At 45.2% G+C, this 21,483-nt stretch carries 16 protein-coding genes; 7 read left to right on the top strand and 9 right to left on the bottom strand.

The genetic code is table 11. The annotated features are described in order from the left end of the window. Positions 1-24 precede the first annotated feature (24 nt). The 4 genes from IPJ71_04880 to IPJ71_04865 form a co-directional block, all read right to left on the bottom strand. On the bottom strand, positions 25-702 hold the full coding sequence (locus IPJ71_04880) for a hypothetical protein (GenBank protein ID MBK7843018.1): 678 nt from the start codon (positions 700-702) through the stop codon (positions 25-27). Positions 703-919: 217 nt separating this feature from the next. After that, a complete protein-coding gene (locus IPJ71_04875) occupies positions 920-1,942 on the bottom strand; it encodes a PAS domain-containing protein (GenBank protein MBK7843017.1) in 1,023 nt (340 codons plus the stop codon). Positions 1,943-2,116: 174 nt separating this feature from the next. Next, positions 2,117-4,891, bottom strand: a complete 2,775-nt coding sequence (locus tag IPJ71_04870; GenBank protein ID MBK7843016.1) for a cation-translocating P-type ATPase — start codon at positions 4,889-4,891, stop codon at positions 2,117-2,119. Between the two features lie 121 nt (positions 4,892-5,012). Continuing rightward, entirely contained in the window at positions 5,013-5,369 is a 357-nt protein-coding gene (locus IPJ71_04865) for a hypothetical protein (protein MBK7843015.1), read from the bottom strand. 153 nt (positions 5,370-5,522) lie between these two features. On the opposite strand from IPJ71_04865, the gene IPJ71_04860 reads away from it, so the two are divergent. The 5 genes from IPJ71_04860 (at position 5,523) to IPJ71_04840 (ending at position 11,213) form a co-directional block, all read left to right on the top strand. Then, complete coding sequence (locus IPJ71_04860; GenBank protein MBK7843014.1) at positions 5,523-7,673, top strand: FAD-dependent oxidoreductase; 2,151 nt, start codon at positions 5,523-5,525, stop codon at positions 7,671-7,673. A gap of 97 nt (positions 7,674-7,770) precedes the next feature. Further along, on the top strand, positions 7,771-8,685 hold the full coding sequence (arsS, locus tag IPJ71_04855; protein ID MBK7843013.1) for an arsenosugar biosynthesis radical SAM protein ArsS: 915 nt from the start codon (positions 7,771-7,773) through the stop codon (positions 8,683-8,685). Between the two features lie 34 nt (positions 8,686-8,719). Beyond that, positions 8,720-9,778: a methyltransferase domain-containing protein gene (locus IPJ71_04850; protein ID MBK7843012.1), complete on the top strand. Its 1,059-nt coding sequence runs from the start codon at positions 8,720-8,722 to the stop codon at positions 9,776-9,778. Next, positions 9,769-10,488, top strand: coding sequence for a TIGR04283 family arsenosugar biosynthesis glycosyltransferase (locus IPJ71_04845; GenBank protein ID MBK7843011.1), 720 nt, complete (start codon positions 9,769-9,771; stop codon positions 10,486-10,488). Before IPJ71_04850 ends, IPJ71_04845 begins: the two co-directional genes overlap by 10 nt. Beyond that, a complete protein-coding gene (locus tag IPJ71_04840) occupies positions 10,485-11,213 on the top strand; it encodes a glycosyltransferase (GenBank protein ID MBK7843010.1) in 729 nt (242 codons plus the stop codon). Before IPJ71_04845 ends, IPJ71_04840 begins: the two co-directional genes overlap by 4 nt. A gap of 1 nt (position 11,214) precedes the next feature. Here IPJ71_04840 and IPJ71_04835 read toward each other — a convergent pair whose 3' ends face one another. Next, a complete protein-coding gene (locus IPJ71_04835; protein ID MBK7843009.1) occupies positions 11,215-11,766 on the bottom strand; it encodes a carboxymuconolactone decarboxylase family protein in 552 nt (183 codons plus the stop codon). A 313-nt stretch (positions 11,767-12,079) separates the two neighbouring features. Here IPJ71_04835 and IPJ71_04830 point away from each other — a divergent pair, with 313 nt between their 5' ends. Both IPJ71_04830 and IPJ71_04825 read left to right on the top strand, forming a co-directional pair. After that, the gene (locus IPJ71_04830; GenBank protein MBK7843008.1) at positions 12,080-13,096 is read left to right on the top strand and encodes a 2-hydroxyacid dehydrogenase; all 1,017 of its coding nucleotides are present in this window, start codon (positions 12,080-12,082) and stop codon (positions 13,094-13,096) included. 13 nt (positions 13,097-13,109) lie between these two features. Then, positions 13,110-14,357, top strand: coding sequence for a chloride channel protein (locus IPJ71_04825; GenBank protein MBK7843007.1), 1,248 nt, complete (start codon positions 13,110-13,112; stop codon positions 14,355-14,357). An 11-nt stretch (positions 14,358-14,368) separates the two neighbouring features. On the opposite strand, the gene IPJ71_04820 is transcribed toward IPJ71_04825, so the two are convergent. From IPJ71_04820 to IPJ71_04805, 4 genes are read right to left on the bottom strand one after another with little or no spacing between them, the layout of a single operon-like run. Next, on the bottom strand, positions 14,369-15,772 hold the full coding sequence (locus IPJ71_04820; GenBank protein MBK7843006.1) for a hypothetical protein: 1,404 nt from the start codon (positions 15,770-15,772) through the stop codon (positions 14,369-14,371). Beyond that, positions 15,769-17,130, bottom strand: coding sequence for a hypothetical protein (locus tag IPJ71_04815; protein ID MBK7843005.1), 1,362 nt, complete (start codon positions 17,128-17,130; stop codon positions 15,769-15,771). The genes IPJ71_04820 and IPJ71_04815 overlap by 4 nt, the downstream gene beginning before the upstream one ends. Next, the gene (locus IPJ71_04810) at positions 17,127-18,338 is read right to left on the bottom strand and encodes an SUMF1/EgtB/PvdO family nonheme iron enzyme (protein MBK7843004.1); all 1,212 of its coding nucleotides are present in this window, start codon (positions 18,336-18,338) and stop codon (positions 17,127-17,129) included. Before IPJ71_04810 ends, IPJ71_04815 begins: the two co-directional genes overlap by 4 nt. A 10-nt stretch (positions 18,339-18,348) precedes the next feature. Next, entirely contained in the window at positions 18,349-21,483 is a 3,135-nt protein-coding gene (locus tag IPJ71_04805; GenBank protein ID MBK7843003.1) for a hypothetical protein, read from the bottom strand.

Genomic DNA, 21,483 nt, shown 5'->3' with positions numbered 1-21,483 from the left:
TGTTACAGAATCTGCTTAACTCTATCACTTTATAAAATCATACTCATACCATGTTCGCTCGTAGACGGATCCCAATTTATAATTTGATTGTTCCAAATAAACAATCCCGATGTCGCGAGCGTAGACTGACAATTCCATCGTATTATCTGGATACTTGATGGTAGAAATCATAACGTCTGGAAATGTTTTCGGATAAGATCTGGATTTTAGGATATTTGGGGGTATTTGGTAATTTACTCTCTGCATCCACCGAAATTGAACTTGAGAGTCGTCAGATGGGTGATAATGTCTGGGAGATCCTTCTTGCCATTGTCCATACTGTCCATCTCGCCCTCGTTTGGCGCGGTAAACAAGGGAATTTGTTGGATCCCGCGCCATTAAAAGAAAATCGGTATGAACTAACAAGAGGTCTGTTCCAAAAAGTGAACTAGCTACTAGATCTGTTTTTACCTCTGTGGCCCCTTTTCCTTGATGGATCAAATCTTCGCGTATGATAGCATTACTTTCTCGAACTCTCCAGATCGCATCTGAATTGCTATCCAATTGGTATTTATAATAAGTGCGACCGGTTAGGAGTGGCAGATAGGGATTAGTGAGTTCAGGAACCAACAATAACTTGGAGCATTTTTTGGATTCAGTTGCCCAGATTTGGCTGCCGGAGTAGCCAACTAACAATACAAACACAAGTAGGCGTAGGGGCATATGATTGCTCCGAGGTTTGGGATGACGCATAATCCACTCTTCCTACCGCTGGACATTAAGTTTTACCAGCACATAAATGCCTTCGGATAAAATTTATCCACGAGTGCTTATTTTCCTTTCATTTACCCACAAGTTTCATTCCGTGTTCAAATCCGATTTGAATTTTAGATAGTGGCTTTGCTCTGCGACCAATTTCTTCAAAGATCACCCTATGGTTTTATGGTCGCATCCCTAAGCCTGAGGTTGGAATTTCAATTGTGAAAGTTGTTCCTTGAGAACTGGATTGGCAACTGATGTGACCTTTGTGGACTTCTATGATTTTCTTCACGATTGCCAAACCCAAGCCTGTGCCGCCAGTCTGCTCACCAGATGAAACAAAGGGATCAAAGATTGATTTTAAAATATTGGGGAGAACTCCTGGCCCGTGATCGCTGACTTCAATTTCACACCACTCTTGCTCTCGCAGTCGCGCCTGGATAAAAATTCCCCGCTCTTGGCCCATTCCATATTGAATAGCATTTTCGATTAGATTTTTAAAAACCTGCATCATGAGCTGAAGATTGCACATAATTGTTGGCAGGTTTTGGGAACAATGGACGTAACCGGCTTCAACCTCGATCCCAAGAATTTTCACTACCTCCATAACGAGACTTGTAAGATTTACTGGCTCGAATTTTAAAGGATTATGCCCCAGCGAACCAAATTGTCGGAGCTCAGTTAAGCATCTATTAAGATATTCGGCATTGGCACCAATCCTCTCCAATAAATGCTGAGCCTTTTGGTCAAGCTTAGGCAGATATCGGTCCCGTAGCAATTGGGTAAACCCGATAATCACACTCAATGGATTTCTCAGTTCGTGTGAAGTCGTCAAGGCAAATCTATTGAGGCCCTTATTGATCGCATTCAATTCTTCAATCAATTTGTCCCTCTCGAGAAGAGCCATTTTTTGCTCAGTAACGTCCAACTGAATTCCAACAAAAAACGGAACATTCCCGGCCTCGTCCTTTACTGGGCTAATTGTCAAATGGTTCCAGAAGATCGAGCCGTCCTTGCAGTAATTTAGGAGTTCTCCTCTAAAATGGACTTTCGCATCGATTGCATCATGGATTTCACGAACCACTCGCTTGTCAGATTCAGGGCCTTGCAGAAATCGACAGTTCCTTCCGATGATTTCATCTGCGCTATAGCCCGTTAGTTTTTGGAAATGAGGATTAACATAAATGATGGGATTGTCAGGCAATCGATTGTCAGTTACAACAATTCCAGTACTCGTGGCTTCTGCTGCGCATCTAAAGATGAAGTCAGGAAGAGGTGGTCTGATAGTTACTCCTCAATGGAATGAAGTTTTCTTGTAACAGAATATTTTTTTCCGTCAAGGCCAAAGAGATAGGGCCTTGGCCGAGCTCAGCTATTTTCAGTTCGAAATTTTTTCATTAATTTCGCAAAATTGCTTTTTCCCACTGCGCTCATTAAGCTCATTAAGCCCATGAAGTTCATTAGGCTCATTAAGCCCATTAAACCCATCAACACGATAAATTCGCCCCTGCCGGATCAGCCATTTCTCAATCTCCACAGCAACAAAGACTGTGGGAGAGATGGCAAGACAAATAACCAACTCAGAGGCTGTTAAAGCTTCCGTTTTAAATACAGAATTTAAAATTGGAACATAGAGCGTTGCCATCTGCAGACCAAAGGTTATAAGCACTGCCACCAAAAGTGGAAGGTTGGACAAAAACCCCTGTTTGAAAATGGATTCACGCTCAGATCTTACCGCAAGCACATGCCCCATTTGAGACAAGGTCAAGACTGTAAAGACCATGCTTTGCCAATGAGCTGAACCAGAATGATAGGCCCAGGCCATGACAGCAAGGTTGAGCGCGCCCATCAAAAGGCCGACCCACACGGCATGTTGCCAAAGGCCGTGTGCAAAAATGCTTTCATTGGGTCTGCGCGGTGGACGCTTCATTATTCCCAGCTCTTCGGGCTCAGCAGCCAAAGCGAGTCCTGGCAAACCATCTGTAACAAGATTGACCCAAAGAATATGGATAGGCAGGAGTGGGACCGGGAGACCTAGGAATGGTGCTAAAAACAAAATCCAGATTTCACCAGCATTGCTTGTGAGTGTGTATTTAATAAATTTACGGATATTGTCAAATATTCGTCGCCCCTCACGAACCGCAGCCACGATGGTCGCAAAGTTATCGTCGAGAAGTACCATGTGGGCGGCCTCTCGGGCGACATCAGTGCCCATCTTTCCCATAGCCACCCCAATGTTGGCGCTCTTAAGCGCCGGAGCATCATTGACGCCATCCCCTGTCATGGCGACAAACTCACCCATCTTCTGAAGCGTTTTAACGACATATATTTTTTGCTCTGGAGAAACGCGAGCATAAACCCGGATCTTTTCAACACGGGATTCAAACTCTTCGGGAGATAGCCGCTCCAGTTCCTGACCCGTTATAACGGGGCCATGTTCGCCCTGGATAATATCCGACTCGTTTACAATTCCCAGATTTCGCGCAATTGCCAGGGCCGTAGCAGGGTGGTCTCCAGTGATCATCACGACACGAATAGATGCGCTTTGACAAAGATTGATGGCTTGCTTTGCTTCCGGACGGGGCGGATCAATGAGTCCAACAAAGCCGACCAAGTTCAGACAGGCTTCGACACTTTCCCTTTTGGCTTCAGAGGGCAGGGACCCCAGGCGCCCGTGAGCAAACGCAAGAACTCTAAGGCCCTCTTTGGCCATTGAGTTCGCTGTATTCAGTGCAAGGCCTTGATCAAGTGGAATAAGATTGCCATTTTTGCTTTGATGCCGACATAAAGGCAAAACGCGCTCAGGTGCGCCTTTTGTGAAAACATGAATCTGGCCGGATGAATCACTATGAATTGTGCTCATCCTGCCGCGTTCAGAAGAAAAGGGAATTTCGGCTATTCTTGGTAGCTGTCTTTCAATCTCGGACTTAATAAATCCAGAATTCTGAGCGGCTCGGCAGAGGGCCGTCTCTGTTGGATCACCTTGAAGTTCTCCGCCGGCATCAATTGAGACATCACTATTGAGCGCCATGGCCCGAAGAATCAGTTCTCTCTCAGTTTTGTCGCCAACCGAATCCGGGAGGCCCCCTCTAGTCACGCGGTGATTCAAGGCGTAGGTATCAACCTGCATTTGATTTTGAGTCAGAGTCCCTGTTTTATCGGAGCAAATGTAAGTGACTGAGCCAAGTGTCTCAACCGCCGATAAGCGCCGGATGAGTGCGTTTTTTTTTACCATCCGTTTGGCGCCAAGGGCTAACAAAACCGTGACAATCGCGGGGAGGGCCTCGGGAATAGCCGCGACGGCAAGGCTGAGTGCCGTCATAAACATAAGCAAAGGCTTTTCGCCGCGAAGGACGCCGACTAAAAAAATAATTCCACAGAGAGCGACCACGGCCAACGCCAAGATTTTTCCAAAGCGCGTCAGTCTTTTTTGCAGGGGCGTTTTGGCATCTTTTTCAGTTTGTAAAAGTGTGGCTATGCGGCCCAGTTCAGTGCGCATTCCAGTTGCAGCAACCACTCCAACACCGCGTCCATAGGTGACCAATGTTCCTTTGTGAGCCATGTTAAGACGATCCCCAACTGGTGATTCCGTCTTTAATAGCACCTCTGAGACCTTCTCCGATGGCTGTGATTCGCCCGTTAACGCGGCTTCTTCAATCTTTAACTGGATGGCTGTGATAATTCGTATATCGGCAGGAACAATGTTCCCGGCCTCAAGAAAGACAATGTCTCCAGGAACAAGATCACGGGACGAAATCATCTCATGAATTCCTGAGCGCAGCACCTTGGTCTGAGTCGTGGCAAGCACTTTCAGTGCTTGCATGGCCCTTTCGGCTCTATATTCCTGAATAAATCCAAGAACAGAATTGAGGATCACAATCACGGCTATTGCGATCGTGTCTTCCGGTTCACCTACCCAGCCTGAGATGACGGCCGAAGCAATTAAAATCAGAACCATGAAGTCCGAAAATTGATCAAGAATCATTCTTGTGAGGCTTCTTCTTTTTGCCTCATCGAGGAAATTTCCACCGAAATCCAATAATCGCTCTTTTGCTGTGTCCTGAGAGAGACCTTGCGTTGCATCAGACTGCAATCGATTGACAGCTTCTTCCGCGCTTAACGTATGCCAAAACACCTGTTCGTGAATGTCCATAAGCTCCTCCATCGCGACAAAAGGATCTGTCAATGGCTCTGTTCTTCATGCCACGGAGCTAAATGAAATGAAAGAAAAGAAAGGGAAAGCTGCGCGCGGTTCCCGGTTTATATCAGGTGCATCAGGGCCTTGTGTCGATTTCTCCAAAGCAGGTGTTCTCTAGGATGAGTGCTCTTGCTTTATTTGCCTCAAAAGATGCTCCAGACGCCTCATTGGCCTGATCCCAGCAGCGGGATTGAGCATTGATTTTAGCCGCCAAACAGCCGCTGATGACTCTTCCATCTTGAATGATACAGGCAGAGATTTCGCTGTCTGAGCTGTCCGTGCTGCTCCCGCCAATTTGGATAACTTTTTGATTGTATTCGGAGGTAAAGGAGCAAGTGCATTGCACTGAGATTGTGGTCGTGCTTTCTGCCACCGCAGAGGCAGCCGCGCCGAGGATCAGGGCGGAGGCGATAAATAACTTTTTCATTTTCATTGGGGACTCCTTTTTGACCAAAGAAATAAAATGATTCAAAGACAAAACACAAGCAATCAGCGTGCCACCTAGGCTTAGAATTTACGGGGATGACTCAATTAGAAGTTTACATGCGATGATTAAACAGTGAATATCGATTTGGGGGGCATTTTTATGTCGAAAAAAATTGGTGGAAGACTCAGTCTCGTCGCGTTTTTATGTCTTCTATTCGTGGCTTACAGATGGTTCGATCTTGGTCAGTATCTGTCTCTTGAGAGTTTGAAGGTACATCAAGCTTCGCTTCATTCCTTCTACCTTGAACATCCCGGAATTGTGGCTGTTATCTTTGCGATCGTGTATGTTTTGTCCACCGCACTTTCTTTGCCTGGGGCGACTATTCTCACTCTTGCGGGTGGAGCTATTTTTGGTTTGGGCCTGGGGGTGGCTCTGGTCTCATTTTCAAGTACCTTGGGAGCTACACTGGCCTTTCTTGCGTCTCGATTTTTTCTCCGGGACCTCATTCAAGATAAATTCAAGGATAAAATTACAAAGGTGAATCAGGGGATCAAAAAAGAGGGGGCATTTTATCTTTTGACTCTAAGGCTTGTACCAATTTTTCCGTTTTTTTTGATCAACCTGGTGATGGGTTTGACTTCAATTCGCACCATGACTTACTTTTTTGTGAGCCAAATCGGAATGCTCCCAGGGACTATTGTTTATGTCAATGCGGGGACGCAACTTGCGAAGATTGATTCTCTCAATGGTATTCTCTCTCCCGAACTTCTTTTTTCTTTTTCGTTGATTGGGATTCTCCCTCTTCTCTCTAAATGGGCTCTTGAATTTTATAGGTCTGGAAAATATATCAGGAAGTACAAAAGACCCAAATCCTTCGATTTCAATATGGTTGTGATCGGAGGAGGATCTGGAGGACTTGTGTCGGCCTATATCGCAGCTGCGATCAAAGCCAAAGTCGCACTCATCGAAAAACACAAAATGGGAGGCGATTGTCTGAATACCGGATGCGTTCCAAGCAAGGCTTTGATTCGCTCCGCCAAAATTTTTAGTTACTTTGAGCGGGCGATAGAATTTGGATTCGAAAATCCATCGGTTAAAATGGATTTTTCAAAAGTGATGGACCGCGTACAGAAAATTATCAAGGAGATCGAACCGCACGATTCGATTGAGCGCTATTCAAAAATGGGTGTCGAATGTTTTCAGGGAACGGCTAAAATACTCTCCCCTTACGAAGTTGAAGTGAATGGAAAAATTTTGAGGACAAAAAATATTGTCGTCGCAACGGGGGCGTCTCCTTTGGTGCCCCCCCTTCCTGGACTGTCAGAAGTGCCTTATCTGACCAGCGACACGCTATGGAATTTGCGAACCCTTCCTCGCAGACTTGTTGTTCTTGGTGGCGGCCCTATTGGTTGTGAGTTGGCTCAAAGCTTTGCACGATTTGGGTCACAAGTGAGTCTTGTCGAAATGGCCCCTCGGATCCTGAATCGAGAAGACGAAGAGGTCTCATCATTTGTTACTGAGAAGTTTCGGAATGAGGGTGTTTCTGTTTTGGTTGGCCACAAGGCCTTGAGTTTTGAAACAACTGGAAAAAATGAGAGAGTCCTGGTGTGTGAGTCGCTTGGGAGGGAATTGCGAATTCCGTTTGATGAGGTCTTAATAGCACTGGGCCGCAAGGCGAATGTGAAAGGATTTGGTCTCGAAGAATTGGGTGTTGAAATCTCTTCAGGGGGGACCGTTGTAGCTGATCAACATCTCAGAGTCACAAATTATCCGAACATATATGTGGTTGGAGATGTGACGGGGCCTTACCAATTCACACATACAGCGAGCCATCAGGCTTGGTACGTGGCCGTCAATGCACTCTTTAGTCCATTTAAGAAGTACAAGGTTGATTATCGAGTGATCCCTTGGTGCACTTTTACGGATCCCGAAGTGGCTCGGGTTGGGCTCAACGAGATGGAAGCAAAAGAAAAGGGGATTGCCTACGAGGTGACCCGCTACGGAATTGAGGATTTGGATCGCGCTATCGCCGAGGGAGAGGCTCATGGATTTGTCAAACTTCTCACTTCTCCGGGAAGCGATCGAATTTTAGGAGCGACGATCCTGGGGAGTCACGCAGGTGAAATAATCGCCGAGTATGTGGCAGCCATGAAACACGGACTCGGACTGAACAAGATTCTCGGAACCATCCATATTTATCCCACTTTTGCAGAAGCAAATAAATACGCGGCCGGAGTGTGGAAAAGAGCGAATGCCCCTCAGAAGGCGCTTGAATTTTTGTCAAAATACCACAAATGGAGGAGATCTTAAGATGACGATCGCAATTCTGATCGCCATTGTGGCTGGACTATAGGAAAATTCTATTGTGATATCTTTTGAAGAAAATATAGCCATTCATGGACTTCAGATGAAGCGCGGTGTGCTTGGAACACTCCAAGTCAACATCGGCCGGCTCTGCAATTTGGCCTGTCATCACTGTCACGTAGAAGCGGGACCGAAGCGCACCGAAAACATGGAGGGAGCGGTTGTTGATCGCGTGATTGAACTGTTGGAAAAGTCAAAGACGATTCACACAGTTGATATCACGGGAGGCGCTCCCGAATTAAATCCTCACTTTCGCAGGCTGGTGAGTGCGGGAAGAAAGCTTGGAAAAATTGTCATCGATCGTTGCAATCTCACTGTCCTTTATGAACCAGGTCAGGAGGAAACGGCCTGTTTTTTAAAGGAACATGAAGTTCAGGTTGTGGCTTCCCTTCCTTGTTACTCGAAAGAAAATGTGGAAAAACAGAGAGGCCGTGGTGTTTTTGATAAAAGCATAGAAGCACTCAGACTGCTTAATAATTTGGGCTATGCCCAACAAGACACAAAATTGATTCTCGATCTTGTTTATAATCCTTTGGGCCCTTTCCTGCCACCTGATCAAAAAAAACTTGAGCCTGCCTATAGGACTGAGCTCAAAGAGTTGTTTGGCATCGAATTTAATCGACTCTATACCATAACGAACATGCCGATCAGGCGTTTTCTCTCTGATCTACAAAGAGCTGGAAAACTGACTCAATACATGGAGCTATTGTCGAACAGTTTCAACCCAGCAGTTGCAGAGGGAGTGATGTGCCGAAGTCTTCTTTCTGTGAGTTGGAATGGTGAGCTTTTTGATTGTGATTTCAATCAAATGTTGGAGTTACCCTTGGGAGCCAGTCGTCGCACTGTCTGGGATATTTCATCATTTGATGATTTTGAGGGAGATTTGATTAGGTATGAGAATCACTGTTACGCGTGCACTGCAGGAGCTGGAAGTTCTTGTTCCGGTGCCCTGGTTTAGAATATAAAATGGAATGAAAATAAGGAGAACTGAAATGGACCAAAACGCTCAAAGTTTAGAATCCGTAAAAGAGTATTATGGAAAAATCCTAAATTCGAGTTTGGATTTAAAGACAAGTGCCTGCTGTCCGACAGAGAGCATGCCAATTCATTTGCGAGAAATACTAAAAGATATCCATGATGAGGTAAAAGATAAATTTTATGGGTGCGGTTCGCCAATTCCCCACGCACTCGAGGGAAAGACCGTTCTCGACTTAGGAAGTGGAACTGGTCGCGACTGCTTCATTTTATCAAAGCTTGTTGGTCCGAGAGGACGAGTTATCGGCATTGATATGACGGAAGAGCAGATTAAGGTTGCAGAAAGGCATGTCGACTATCACAGACAAAAATTTGGATTTTTGAAATCAAACGTGGAGTTCATCAAGGCTTATATCGAAGATCTAGAAGGAGCCGGCATCAAGAGTGAATCAATCGATGCCGTCGTCTCAAATTGCGTGGTGAACCTTTCTCCAAACAAGGAGAGAGTATTTTCGGAAATTTTTCGAGTTTTAAAGCCAGGAGGTGAGCTCTATTTTTCGGATGTCTTTTCAAGTCGAAGAATTCCAAAGGAATTGACTCAGGATCCGATTCTTGTGGGGGAGTGTCTTGGGGGAGCGCTTTATACTGAGGATTTTCGGCGCCTCCTTCTGCAGATGGGTTGTAAGGACTACCGTTTGATGGGACGTTCTCGCATTGCTCTTCTTAATCCAGAAATAGAGAGAAAGGCGGGTTTGATCGAGTTCTACTCAATGACAGTGAGAGCATTCAAGCTCCCTCTTGAGGATCGTTGCGAAGACTATGGACAAGTTGCCACCTATCTTGGAGGATTATCGGATAGTCCTTTTGCTTTTGTCCTAGATGATCACCATGTATTCGAAAGAGGAAAGCCCATGTTGGTCTGTGGAAATACCGCCATGATGCTACGGGATTCTCGCTATGGAGAATTTTTCAGAGTTGCCGGCGGCCAGGAGACTCATTATGGGCTTTTTGATTGTGCTCCTGTCTCGCAATCGGGAGGAGTCACTGACTTGAGTGGGGTGGGATCTTGCTGTTAGACTTGGTAAATAAAACGATTTCGGTCGTTATACCAGTAGCCGAGAAAGATGACTTATGGAAGGCACTCCTGCCAGATTTGGCCGCATTGGACAGAGACGACGAGATCTTGATCGTGTCAGAAACATCCCTTAAAGATGAGTTGGAGAAACTTGCGAAGTCTGCGAAATTGCCCTGTACTGTCAGATGGATTTTTTCTGCCCCAGGAAGGGCAAAACAACTCAATTCAGGTGCGCAGGCAGCCAGATCGGATTTTCTTTGGTTTCTTCACTGTGATTCGAAGATTGAACAATCGGCTGTGCGCAAACTCAAAAAGTCAGTCGAACAGGATTCAACTCGCCTTTATTTTTTTGATTTGAAGTTTTTAAATGATGGTCCCTGGATGATGGTTTTAAACAGAGTCGGTGTTTGCTTTCGCTCCCGGATCTTAGGCCTACCTTTTGGAGATCAGGGCTTTTGTATGCATCGGGATGTGTTTAACAAATTGGGGAGATTTTGCGAGAAAGCCCCTTACGGTGAAGACCATCTTCTGATTTGGAGAGCTCATCAGAAGGGAGTGAAGCTGAGGTCCGTAAGGGCTCCGCTCTCTACCAGTGCACGGCGATATGGCATTCAGGGCTGGTTTAAAACCACGGCTCGTCATTTGAGGCTCACAGTAAGACAAGCCATTCCAGAGTTGATGACTTTGTTAAAGAGCGAAAAAGTCTCGTGACCCTAAGTCTGAGGTCCTCGATCAAACCAAATTCTCTCAGCACTTCAAGTGGTGCTTTGGCTATTTTTGTGAAAACTCCAGAATTGTCTCCCGTTAAGACGCGTCTCGCGTCTTCTATCGGTCCTGAGCGGGCGCTCCAGTTTTATGAGTTTGCCCTGGCGGCAACAGAGGCCTTTGCGAGTGAGTTGCAGAAGAGAATTCCGGATCTCCAAGTATACTGGGCCGTGGCTGAACCCGACGGACAAGGGGCGAAAAGATGGAACTCATTTCCAGTGGTCTCTCAAGGAGCGGGAGATCTTGGCTCTCGGCTGGCTTTGGTTTACGAGAGTCTCTTAAAGAGCCACACCTACGTGTGTTTTATGGGTGCCGACTCTCCCCATCTTGAGGTCGAGACTCTTTCAGAGGCAGTTCGTTTGACAAAAAGAAATTCAAAGGAAAAGTTTGTGATAGGGGAGACCCTTGATGGCGGATTTTATTTTTTTGGAGGAAGCATCTCCCTGCCCTCTTCAGTTTGGCAGGATGTCGAATACAGCACAGATCGCACAGCCATTCAACTGATTCAGAATCTCTCTGGATTTGGAGCAGTGGAGCGAATTCGTGAGAATTTCGACATTGACACAATCGAAGATCTTCTTCGCTGTTCTCTGGTTTTGACTGGTGGCGCTGTTTATCTGCCGGAGCAGATTGAATTGATTCAGTGGTCGAAAACTTTATTCACAAGGTGATTTACTTTTTTCTTAAACAGAGACCTTGATTTGGTAGATCGAGAGCGGAATTGAACTTCGCCGACATGTTTTGGTAAGCAATGAGAGCCGTCAATTCGACTATGTCGTCAGATTTGAAGTGGCTTTTAAGCTTCTCTCGTGTTTTATCGCTGACCCTTTTATTGGAATCCGTCATTTCTTCACAGTAGGAGAGAGCTGCTTTTTCTTTTTCGGAGAGAAGAGAGCTATGATGCCAGTTTTCTAACTCATTCACCAAATCCTGTGATCCACTTCGTTCGATGAGGATGAGTGAATTGAGGTCGATACAAAAGCTACACCAGTTGATTTGTGCCACCCGCAACATGACGAGCGATCTCATTCGGGGTTCAAGATGGGAGGATTTGCGATTAAAGTAGAGATAGAAGCCGGTGAAAAAACCGAGAAGGACGGGGAGTTTTCCCCATTGCATTGTGGGAATCAGATGTTGACCAAATCGTCGCTTTTGAGATCTCAGGAGGAGTCGTGTGAACAGTGAGTATTTCTTCAACGGCTTTTCCGGAACAAAACTTGACATGCTGGGTCCCTTCAGCGGTGCGGCATCGCTCATATTATCTTAAAAGAATTTTAATTTCATGCAAAATCTATTTGGTCAGTCTGGACTGATTTTGCTAAAAAAGCCTTCATGCTCCCTCCGCCTGTTCACTCGATTCAATTGCCTGGCAAGCATATCGTGCATGGATTGCCAGAAATTCCAAGTCACGAATTTGATGGTTTTCAAATGAGATCCAGTGCGGTACTCCTTCTGGAGGAGTTCTTGCTTAAAAAAATTAAAAACAGAGAGATGCGGAGCGGAGAATCAAAATGTATCTTTTGAAAGGGGCTATTTCATGAAAATTGCTTTCTTTGATTGTCACGGATTTGAAAGGGCCACCTTTATAGCAGAAAATGAAGGACTCAAAGCGAAGCATGAAATAACCTATTTTGAAGCTCGCTTGACAGAGACGTCCGCGATTCTGGCGGCAGGATATCCTTGTGTCTGTGCCTTTGTAAATGATTGTTTGAACAGAGAAACTCTCCGGGTTATTTCAAAAGCTGGAACTCGATTGATCGCCTTGAGATCGGCGGGATTCAATCACGTTGATCTTGAGGCAGCTCGCGATTTTGGTCTTCGGGTTGTGCGCGTGCCTGAATATTCGCCTTACGCGGTTGCTGAGCATGCCGTGGCACTTGTTTTGTCTCTCAACAGAAAGATTCATCGGGCCTACAATCGAGTGAGGGAGGGAAATTTTTCGCTCGAAGGACTGGTTGGATTTGATATGTATAAGAAGTCTGTTGGCATCGTTGGTACGGGTCGCATTGGTTCGGTGATGGCAAGGATCATGATTGGCTTTGGTTGCGAAGTGCTAGCCTATGATCAGAACAAAAATCCTGATCTTCTGGAAATGGGCGTTCAGTATTTGGAACTTGATGAGGTCTTGAAAGAGTCTGATATTATCTCCTTGCATGTTCCATTGACTCCAAAGACTCGACATATTTTGAATGAAAAATCTTTTTCTTTGATGAAGCCGGGCGTGATGGTCATCAATACGAGTCGCGGGGCATTGATTGACACCCCAGCATTGATTCAGTTTCTGAAATCTGGACATATTGGCTACGCTGGTCTTGACGTTTATGAGGAAGAAGAGGGGATCTTTTTTAAGAATTTGTCGGATCAGATTCTTCAAGACGATCAGCTCGCCCGCTTGTTGACTTTTCCAAATGCACTTTTAACCTCCCACCAAGCTTTTTTAACAAGGGAGGCACTCGCCAATATTGCGCAGACAACTCTTCAAAATATCAGTGGGTATGAGATGGGCAGCGAGTTCTTCAATGAAGTTAGCCTTGAGAGTCATGTTATAAAATAGTGAAAGATGAAAAATGGGGATTAACAATCAGGCCGTGAGATCATTTCTGTTTCGTTTAGGCCTTCGTAGCTTTTTGAGCATCTTAAGTGGGATCTTCGCTGGCATCGCAGCGAGCGCCTTTTTGTATTGTTTGGAGTGGGCGACTTCCTATCGCGAGGATCACATGGAGATCATTTGGTGTCTCCCATTGGTTGGATGTTTCATCGGATGGATGTATGATCGGTTTGGCAAGGAGATTGTCGGTGGGAACAATCTCATTCTTGAAGAGATTCATTCTTGCAGGAAAGCTCTCCCTTTTAGAATGGTGCCCTTTATATTTTTTGGCACAATATTGACTCATCTTTTTGGCGGATCGGCGGGTCGTGAGGGGACGGCGGTTCAAATGGGGGCCTCTCTTTCGGATCAAATTTCTAGACTCTTTCGGCTCTGTTCTAAGGAACGAAGGATTTTTTTGATTGCGGGGGCTGGAGCCGGATTTAGTGCAGCCATTGGGGCTCCTTGGGCTGGCGCATTTTTCGGAATGGAAGTAATTGCGGTGGGAAAACTGAAGTTGTCGCACTGGTGGGAATGTTTGATTTCTTCTTTTGTGGGATTTTATACGGCGCGATTGCTAAATGCCCCCCATTCAGTCTTTCCACAATTTGAGATTCCAAATTTTGAGATCAAAATTGCTTTTTACGTTGTCTTATCAGGAATTTGTTTTGGTTTGACGGCCAGGTGTTTTGTTCTCATGAGCCATTTTATTGAAAAGTGGAATCTGCGTTTCATTTCCTCTCCTCCTTTGAGGCCCTTTTTCTCTGGGATTGTATTGGTTCTGCTTTATTATCTGGAGGGAACATATCGCTTTTCTGGTTTGGGAATAGAATATATACAAGGAGCTTTGAACAATATCGCTTCCTTTGACTTGCCTTTGCTTAAGATGTCTTTTACGGCAATGACTGTGGGTTCAGGTTTTAAAGGAGGAGAGTTTATTCCTCTTGTTTATGTTGGAACGACTCTCGGCAGCGCCCTATCAACTTTTATTCCTGTATCATTTCAACTTTTGGCGGGACTTGGCTTTGCGGCTGTTTTTGCTGGCGCATCAAATACTCCCATCGCCTGCAGCCTCATGGCGATGGAAATTTTTGGCTTTGGGGTCGGTCCCTATGCCTTCATTGCCTGCTTTGTGAGCTTCTATTTTTCAGGACATCATGGAATTTACAAATCACAAATCATTCATGCGAAAAAGCATCGCTTTTTCTCTCGACGGAGAAAAAGCTAGGCCAGTTTGCGCTAGGGCAATTGCGTCTTCCTTTCTTCAACTGGAGAGTCCTTTAACTCAAGCGTAGGGCCACTTTTATTTATGAATGAGATGACAATTTTATAAGTGAATCTGTTTTCCTTTGATTTGAAAGCCTTTTTGATACTGCTAGAATCTATGCTCAATATTGATCCAGCAAGGCCGGACTCAAAGCCTAATATTTGTATATTTAGTCCATTCAGAAATTCGCCCAACTTTTCTCGTTCTCCCGGGCTTTCAGATTTGAGATATTCCTCGTTAGTTTTACTGTATTCAGCCAGAAGCGAATTTGCGGCCAGCTTGTTTCGATAGTTTGTGTAATGGGCAATCGACTTATCGAGAGCCTGCGGAAGTTCATCAATTTGTCCGGAAAAATCAAACACAAGAGCTTCCAGTTTTACAAGCTCCTTTTTACTAGGAGTAGAGACTCTTTTGAAGCAGATTCTATCTGTTCGATTTCTTGCTTTTTGAGAGGCTCCCTCAACAAGACCTTTGCCATATAAATCCTGGTATTGGTGGGCAGATGCTAAAGTTCCGATGGCCTCTGTGAGAGGGTAAACATAGGCAAGTTCATAAGCTGGGATCACAAGTGCTTTCTGATTTCCTTTTTGGTCAAGAAGCGAAATAAATCTGTCATTTCCTATTCCGAGTTGTTTGTCTTTGCTCAAGTCATCGGCAACTAAACACTCAGTTTTTGGGTCTGCGTGGACTGATTGTTCAGCTTTTAGCCAGTTTTTATTTAAGGCCTCATTTATATCGGTAGGAAGTTCGCCCAGTCTTAGGTTAAGAGCCTCTTCGGCGATCGCGAGGGAGAAACTTTTGTCTGGTTTAGTAGCTTTTGATGAGTAGACGAAATTAACGAAGGCTTCGAGTCGCTCTGTTGAAGTCATAAAGCCAAGCTGTTCAAGAAAAATATAGAGTGATACTTTTGCCTGATCTAGGCTAGACAGGCGAACATAGAGGTGGTTGTCGATGAGATAGGAATTTGCGATCTCGCTCCACATAAACAGACGACTGGCTTTCGATTCTTTGATCTGTTCGGGGAGGGGAAATGGGTCGTCATAGAGTTCGATATATTTAACGGGATAGTTCTCCTTCTGAAATTCATCCATTAATTTTTTCGCTAGAATGGGATGGAAATCGGCAATTCGATCCAAGGCACTGATGATCGCCTCATCCTTCACGGATGGATTATTTGTTAACTCTGAGGCCCGCTTAAATTGGGGATCGGCCGAGGACAGCGGGTTTGCGTGAAGAATTTTGCTGAGGACACCGAACTTTATTGAATTGCCTTCAGTAAAAACAATGCCTTCGTTGGTTGACATCATCTGGCGTTTTGCTGAGGCATCAAAGGCAAGGGCCATTCCTAAGACAAGGAGGATGGGTAACTTATTCATATATTTTCCTTCATTCCAGCAGGGGTAGATTGATTTAATAGGAGAGATTTACAACTTTGAACGAGGCGTCCGGTCCATGATGTCAGGTGGCTCCTAAAATGAAACCTCCCCATCACTGATTTGAGTGTGGCCCCGCCTCTGGCGGACAGGTCATCCATTCGATTTGCAAAGGTCTCAAATGCCTGATTGGGGCCCCAGTGAATGAGCGCGGCTGTGCCTCCATAGAGAAGGGCCAATCCAATAATTGGGAGGCTCGGTTGATAAATAACAACATTGCCTATAGCGATGGGGTCAAAGTGAACCAGATCCAGCATTTTCACGCCAAATAGATCGAGTTTGGACAAGACTGGTCCCAACAAAAATAAAGGGAAGCCGACCCATGCCGAAGCTTTTCTACTCAAATTATGACTCTTTGCAGCTCCGAGCCAATAGCCTGGAAATTTAGCTATTCCATTGACTAAGACTTCAATATTTCCTTGCAGTGTAAGAAGAGAATGTGAGGAGCCCACTGCGCCGCCCAAAGCTTTCCAGAGATAGGACATGAATGTGGAATGTGCAAAACGAATTGCGATTTCGTTCCATGATTGGCCATCTTCAAAATTGAATTGATGGCGTGTCTGATTTCGAAAATGCCCCACGATATTATCGTAAGTACGAATATGCGTCGCAAATATTAACTCATAAAGGGTAATTCCAGCCGTCATAGCCGAGGCGACCCAAGGGCTCACTCCATCCAACGAAAGCCAGATGCTTCCAGCAATCAGTCCGTTCGAAGCGGCGAGAGTCACTCCCTGGTAGAGCTCTCCTTTGGTGGGGCGGGAATAAACTGATTTCCACCAAGAATCCAATCCCTTCGTCGGAGCTTTTTCCTCACTCGCAACCTGGGCAGCAAGCTGCGCCTTGAATTCCTCCAATTTTGAACCTGTTATAGGCAAGCTTTGGGGATCAGTTCCAAAGCCACCATTGTCGGTTGATATAGCAACTGATTGAGATTCTGGCACCACCATTCTATAGTGAATTTTCTGACTTTTCAAGCTATTGAGAAAGTCGATTTCATGAGGCTTAAGTTCTTGAGAGGTTGAGAAAACGTATACTCCAGGGGATTGACCCGTCACAATCCGCGCTCTCTCAATCGCTTCCTGCAGGTAAGTTATATCTTGAGGATCTCTCGAAAGTTGCGCCGATCCTTTGGGCAAATACATTGGAACTCTCATCATTTCAGATTTGATTTCGATAAAGCTGTCTGCCTTACCAGATCCGACAGAGTAGGCGATGGCGGATTCCTGCGCCGCTGCGCCAGCCGCGCAGAAAATGGAAAAAGTGGAGAAAATGAGAAATGAAGAAAACGATTCTGTCATTTTCCGTAACCCAGTGGTTTCAAGAGCCGCTCATTTGGCGGAACGATCGTATCTGAGGCAGAGCCATCTGATTTGATGGTGAATTCTTCCGCATCGCCCTGTGTTTGTTGAGATGGAGTTGGTGATGAGTGCTGATAGTTAATTACTTTCTTTTCGAATTCGGTGATCAGTTCTGGAGAATGAGAAAGACGTGGAAGTTCGAGCTTCTGGGGTTTTGAGCTCCCTCCCAGATCAACAAAAAAACCTGGAAAAAAGCCGACGACAGAACCGTTATTTTCCCCATTTAGAATTTTCTTTTTCAGTCGTGACTGTCTCTTTTCGATATAGTCCCGAAGATGTCCTCTGACCTTTGTGGTATCAAAAATCTGGATCATCTCCTCTGAAGAATAATCAAAAACGCAGCGGACACCCTGTGGCATCCACGCATCTTCGCAAAGGGCTCCCGCCTGAAATGCTTGAACTAACTGAGAGAGGTTCACTTCGTGGGAAAACCCACAAGAAAACTTGGGAAAAGTGGAATTTTGGTTTTGAGTTGACTCTGAGTTGACGGCGAATTCAGGAAGATTGCCCGTCATTCCGACGGTTCCACTGATATCTATACCAAGTACTTCAAAATGAGTGACAACAGCGGGCGCGGGCTCATAATGGTTCATATGAGTAGAACTGCGCCTAACTACCTTCCCGCCAAAATTGCTGGTTGGAACTCCTCGGTGGTCTAAGAGGCGATCAGAATAGTCAGTTGCATTTTTATTTTCATGTATGTTCAAAGCCGCGAGGGTCCACTCTCTTGGGGTTGGCAAGCGGCCCCCCTGCAATCTGCAAAATTCAAGAGCCTCCGTCGGCTTCATATTCTCAATTCCAAAATAGGCAGGATAATCCAGATCCACTTTTTCATCAGGAAAAACCTTCTCCTCGCTTGACATAAACTGGATCCACTCCTGAGTGTACTTATTAAAGCAGGGGGAGCTTTCGCCCAAGACAGCTCTTTTATCACGACAACTCGCCTCAAAGATTGAAATATAAAAAGGCCGTATTCCATATCCTGCCGGATCATCTGTTGCTGTCGGATCGACGAGAACTGCATTAAAGACATATTTGGATCCGTTCGAAACTCCAGTAGCCGATTCCGAAGCTTTGGCAATATCAAAGAAGGCGGCGACTCCGGAATAGATCAAAATGAAAACAGATAAATAATTTAAAATAATCATACAAATATTCCTACTGGTTGAACTCGATCATGTCGGTTGCGCGAATGAATCCGTCATTCGCCCCTCGACGACTCTCATCTTTAGACTCCAATGTTTTTAACAAAGCTAGGTTTCGAAATACTTGGTTGCCCATGAAAGGTCGCACTTGAACGAGAAAGGCCTTGTTTCCTAATACACAGAATTCAAGATCCCACTTCATTCCTTTGTAGCCATACTTGGAAGCCATTTTCTTTTGTATGCCATCACCCATACTGGCGAGTTGTTTGGCTACATCTTGAGTAATAATAGGTTTAATAACTCCTGCAGAAACCTTCATAAGACCAGAATGAGGCCAGGCCTTAAGTGCCCACTTCTCTTTTGCATTTGTTGTACGCGTCGTTTGAATTTGTCCTGTGGTGCGAGAAATTGTGACAACTTCGGGTGATTTCTCTCCATTGACAGTCGTCACACCGATTCCTTCGTTGGCTGCAATGTAAATCAAGTCGCTGAAGTCTTTAGATTGAGGATCGCCCACGATCATAACTCCCGCCTTTTCAGAATTTATGCCGACTTGGATCAGAACAGAGGGGACGACATCCCAGGGATTTTCAATGAGTTCCTTGCGCCATGAGTAGGCCTTTTCGGTGAAGGGAGACGCCCAAACAGACTTAATTGCATCCATCACATTGTAAGCATGTTGTAAATGCAGATCTGCCTGAGAAACTCGCTGTCCTGGGTTTATTGCTTGCACGTTTGGCACAGTGTCGTTGAGTCCCGCGCCAACGAAGGTAGCCAGGTCTTCCGCATTGGTATCGCTGCGAACAAAAACACCACGCTCATAAAAATCGACCTGGCCCTCAGGGGCTCGATTGGTAAACTTGGCGATGATATAGGATTCGAGTTCAGGAGCGAGTTTGATTCGGCTGATGGCCCGTCGAATCTTCGCAAAAACATCTCGCCGCAATTCACTCGCTTCCCTTGAATCGCCCTTTAGTCTGCTGTCAGCCAGCAAGGCCTTGATATAATCGTAGAGGCTGAACTCCTTTTTGGTTTTCGGGTCGAGGTATTTACGGTTGATATGATGCCAATAGACACTAAAAGGAAGTACGATTCCGCGGGGTACAGTATTGGTAAATAATTGCGACAACTCACCCTGTCCTTTGGCTTTGCCACCAGCGACCTTGTCATCATAGCGAAGTGCATCTAGGCTGACCGGGTGAAAGACCTCCATCGTGGGCAGTTGCAGTTTAACTTTCTCCTGAAATTTCACCTGATTGTATTGATGGTAGACCTCATTCTCTGTTGCATTGACAATATCGAGATTTTTGATAGAGGCTTCCCCATTTTCTAAAGCAAATAACAGGACTTGCTTCCCATTGACCTCACGTGCGATTTTTTCTAAAGCTGAAAATGGCATGTAGACGTTGGGGATCCCCAAATTGGATGCGATCAATTGCACATGCGAAATGAGCGAAACCGAATGGGAGGTAATGATGCCCGCCACCTTATGAATCTGTGCTGGGGTTTTTCGAAGCAAGTAGATCCCATTTGGATTCCAATAAAAATCTGGATCATCGAGATCTGATTCTGATGGGTAATAAACGACCCCTTTGGAAATCCCCTGGTTCAAGATTCTAAAAGGATGGGTCAAACTTTCGGTATTAAGGCGAAATTGTATACCTGAGGATCGAGAAATCTTAGCGCTCAGGTTTAGAAGAATATTTTCCATGGGTTGAATCGTGCTCGATCTTAATATCTCGTCAACGACGAGGTCTGCTTCTGATTTTTCGACAAATTGGGTGTACTTTTCGATCAAGGGGTTAAAGATGTCCCTGATTCTTTGCTGGGCACTTCGTGTTTCACTTTCAATAATGGAAACGGCGCTATTGAATTGACTTGTTTGGATCTTGGTAGCATTCAACAATTGATCAATAGATACTTCAAATTCGTCGATAGAGTCTGGGGAGGAGAGCCCTAGTGAGACGTTTGCAGAAAAGTAGGATTTGAGTAAACGGACCGTTTGCACGACAGAAAAGGGGATTTCATGCTTGGAAATTTGCTGTTGAAGCAAGAATCCCAGGCTGAATATTTCCCTTTGGATAAGTCGAGAAAGGTCAAAAAATTCGTAAATGCAATTGATAGTTCGATCATTGGCACAATCGGAAGAATAGGTCTGATTGGTTCTTGCTTTATCGGCAATGGCCTTGATTTGTTCTGCATTACGAACAGACTGCCGACTCAATTCATCAAGAATAGCCAAGGTTCTTTCAACGACTTTCTCAACTGTGGCTTGGCTGTTGGCAGTTCGAAGGACTTCTTTAAGTTCACTTATTGATCGCAGTGTGGTTGACAGGCGTCTGTATTCCGCAGAGCCTGTATTGGATTCCAAATCGTAGGTAGTCAAAAACTCGTTGACTCCCGAATCTCCAAAAAGGGTCAATAGATCCGCTAAAATCTGCTCCCCTCTTCGCTTGAATTCAGGGTTGGTCACCTTGCCAAGGTAGTTGCGTACCTTGGTCGTCGTTCCATAGCTCGGGTCCTGGTGAATTTCCGCTCTTGTATCAAAAAATGTGGGATCAAGATCTGCCAACTCAAGAGCTTCGGTGCGCAACTTGTTGATAAAATCGGTGCTGTTGCCGTGAGGGACAAGGCCGGTAAATAGGTAACCTCTAAGCAAATAGTCCTGATAAACCGGAGACTGGTTGTACATTTTTGTCAGGATCAATTCGAGATTTCTGGTGTTTGTTTGAAAACTGATCTCAACATCAGATCGATCCCTTGTTGTCCAGCTCAGCGGCAGCCAGGGCATTCCTTTTGGACGAGAGCGAAGAAATTCCTGGATATAAAGCTCTTCTACATGGGAATTCAAATCATCATTTAACAGAGTCACATCAGGAGCGATGTTTGAGGTGTCGACGACGATCTTCAGCCCGAGCTGTTTCATCCGGCTTATCCCTTTGCTGATGACAGAATCTTCAATTGTAAGACTTCTCCCGTTTCTATTTCTTGTTTGTCCTGACGACAGCGCACTGAGATAAGCCGCCGTCATTTCTCTGTTCAACTTTTGATCGGGTGAGAGTTCAAGTGCGTAAGCGTGATTCCCAGTTAAGAACAGCAACATGGGTATAACAGCGAAATAAATATTCAAATACGAGGAACTTTTCAT

The sequence above is a fragment of the Bdellovibrionales bacterium genome (assembly GCA_016714165.1).
Lineage (GTDB): Bacteria > Bdellovibrionota > Bdellovibrionia > Bdellovibrionales > UBA1609 > JADJVA01.
This window is presented reverse-complemented; position numbering and strand designations above follow the sequence as displayed.

Coding starts and splice junctions, on each gene's coding strand:
- IPJ71_04880 (MBK7843018.1), bottom strand. CDS start 702: ATGCCCCTACGCCTACTTGTGTTTGTATTGTTAGTTGGCTACTCCGGC.
- IPJ71_04870 (MBK7843016.1), bottom strand. CDS start 4,891: ATGGACATTCACGAACAGGTGTTTTGGCATACGTTAAGCGCGGAAGAA.
- IPJ71_04865 (MBK7843015.1), bottom strand. CDS start 5,369: ATGAAAATGAAAAAGTTATTTATCGCCTCCGCCCTGATCCTCGGCGCG.
- IPJ71_04860 (MBK7843014.1), top strand. CDS start 5,523: ATGTCGAAAAAAATTGGTGGAAGACTCAGTCTCGTCGCGTTTTTATGT.
- arsS (MBK7843013.1), top strand. CDS start 7,771: ATGAAGCGCGGTGTGCTTGGAACACTCCAAGTCAACATCGGCCGGCTC.
- IPJ71_04850 (MBK7843012.1), top strand. CDS start 8,720: ATGGACCAAAACGCTCAAAGTTTAGAATCCGTAAAAGAGTATTATGGA.
- IPJ71_04835 (MBK7843009.1), bottom strand. CDS start 11,766: ATGTCAAGTTTTGTTCCGGAAAAGCCGTTGAAGAAATACTCACTGTTC.
- IPJ71_04830 (MBK7843008.1), top strand. CDS start 12,080: ATGAAAATTGCTTTCTTTGATTGTCACGGATTTGAAAGGGCCACCTTT.
- IPJ71_04825 (MBK7843007.1), top strand. CDS start 13,110: ATGGGGATTAACAATCAGGCCGTGAGATCATTTCTGTTTCGTTTAGGC.
- IPJ71_04820 (MBK7843006.1), bottom strand. CDS start 15,772: ATGAATAAGTTACCCATCCTCCTTGTCTTAGGAATGGCCCTTGCCTTT.
- IPJ71_04815 (MBK7843005.1), bottom strand. CDS start 17,130: ATGACAGAATCGTTTTCTTCATTTCTCATTTTCTCCACTTTTTCCATT.
- IPJ71_04810 (MBK7843004.1), bottom strand. CDS start 18,338: ATGATTATTTTAAATTATTTATCTGTTTTCATTTTGATCTATTCCGGA.
- IPJ71_04805 (MBK7843003.1), bottom strand. CDS start 21,483: ATGAAAAGTTCCTCGTATTTGAATATTTATTTCGCTGTTATACCCATG.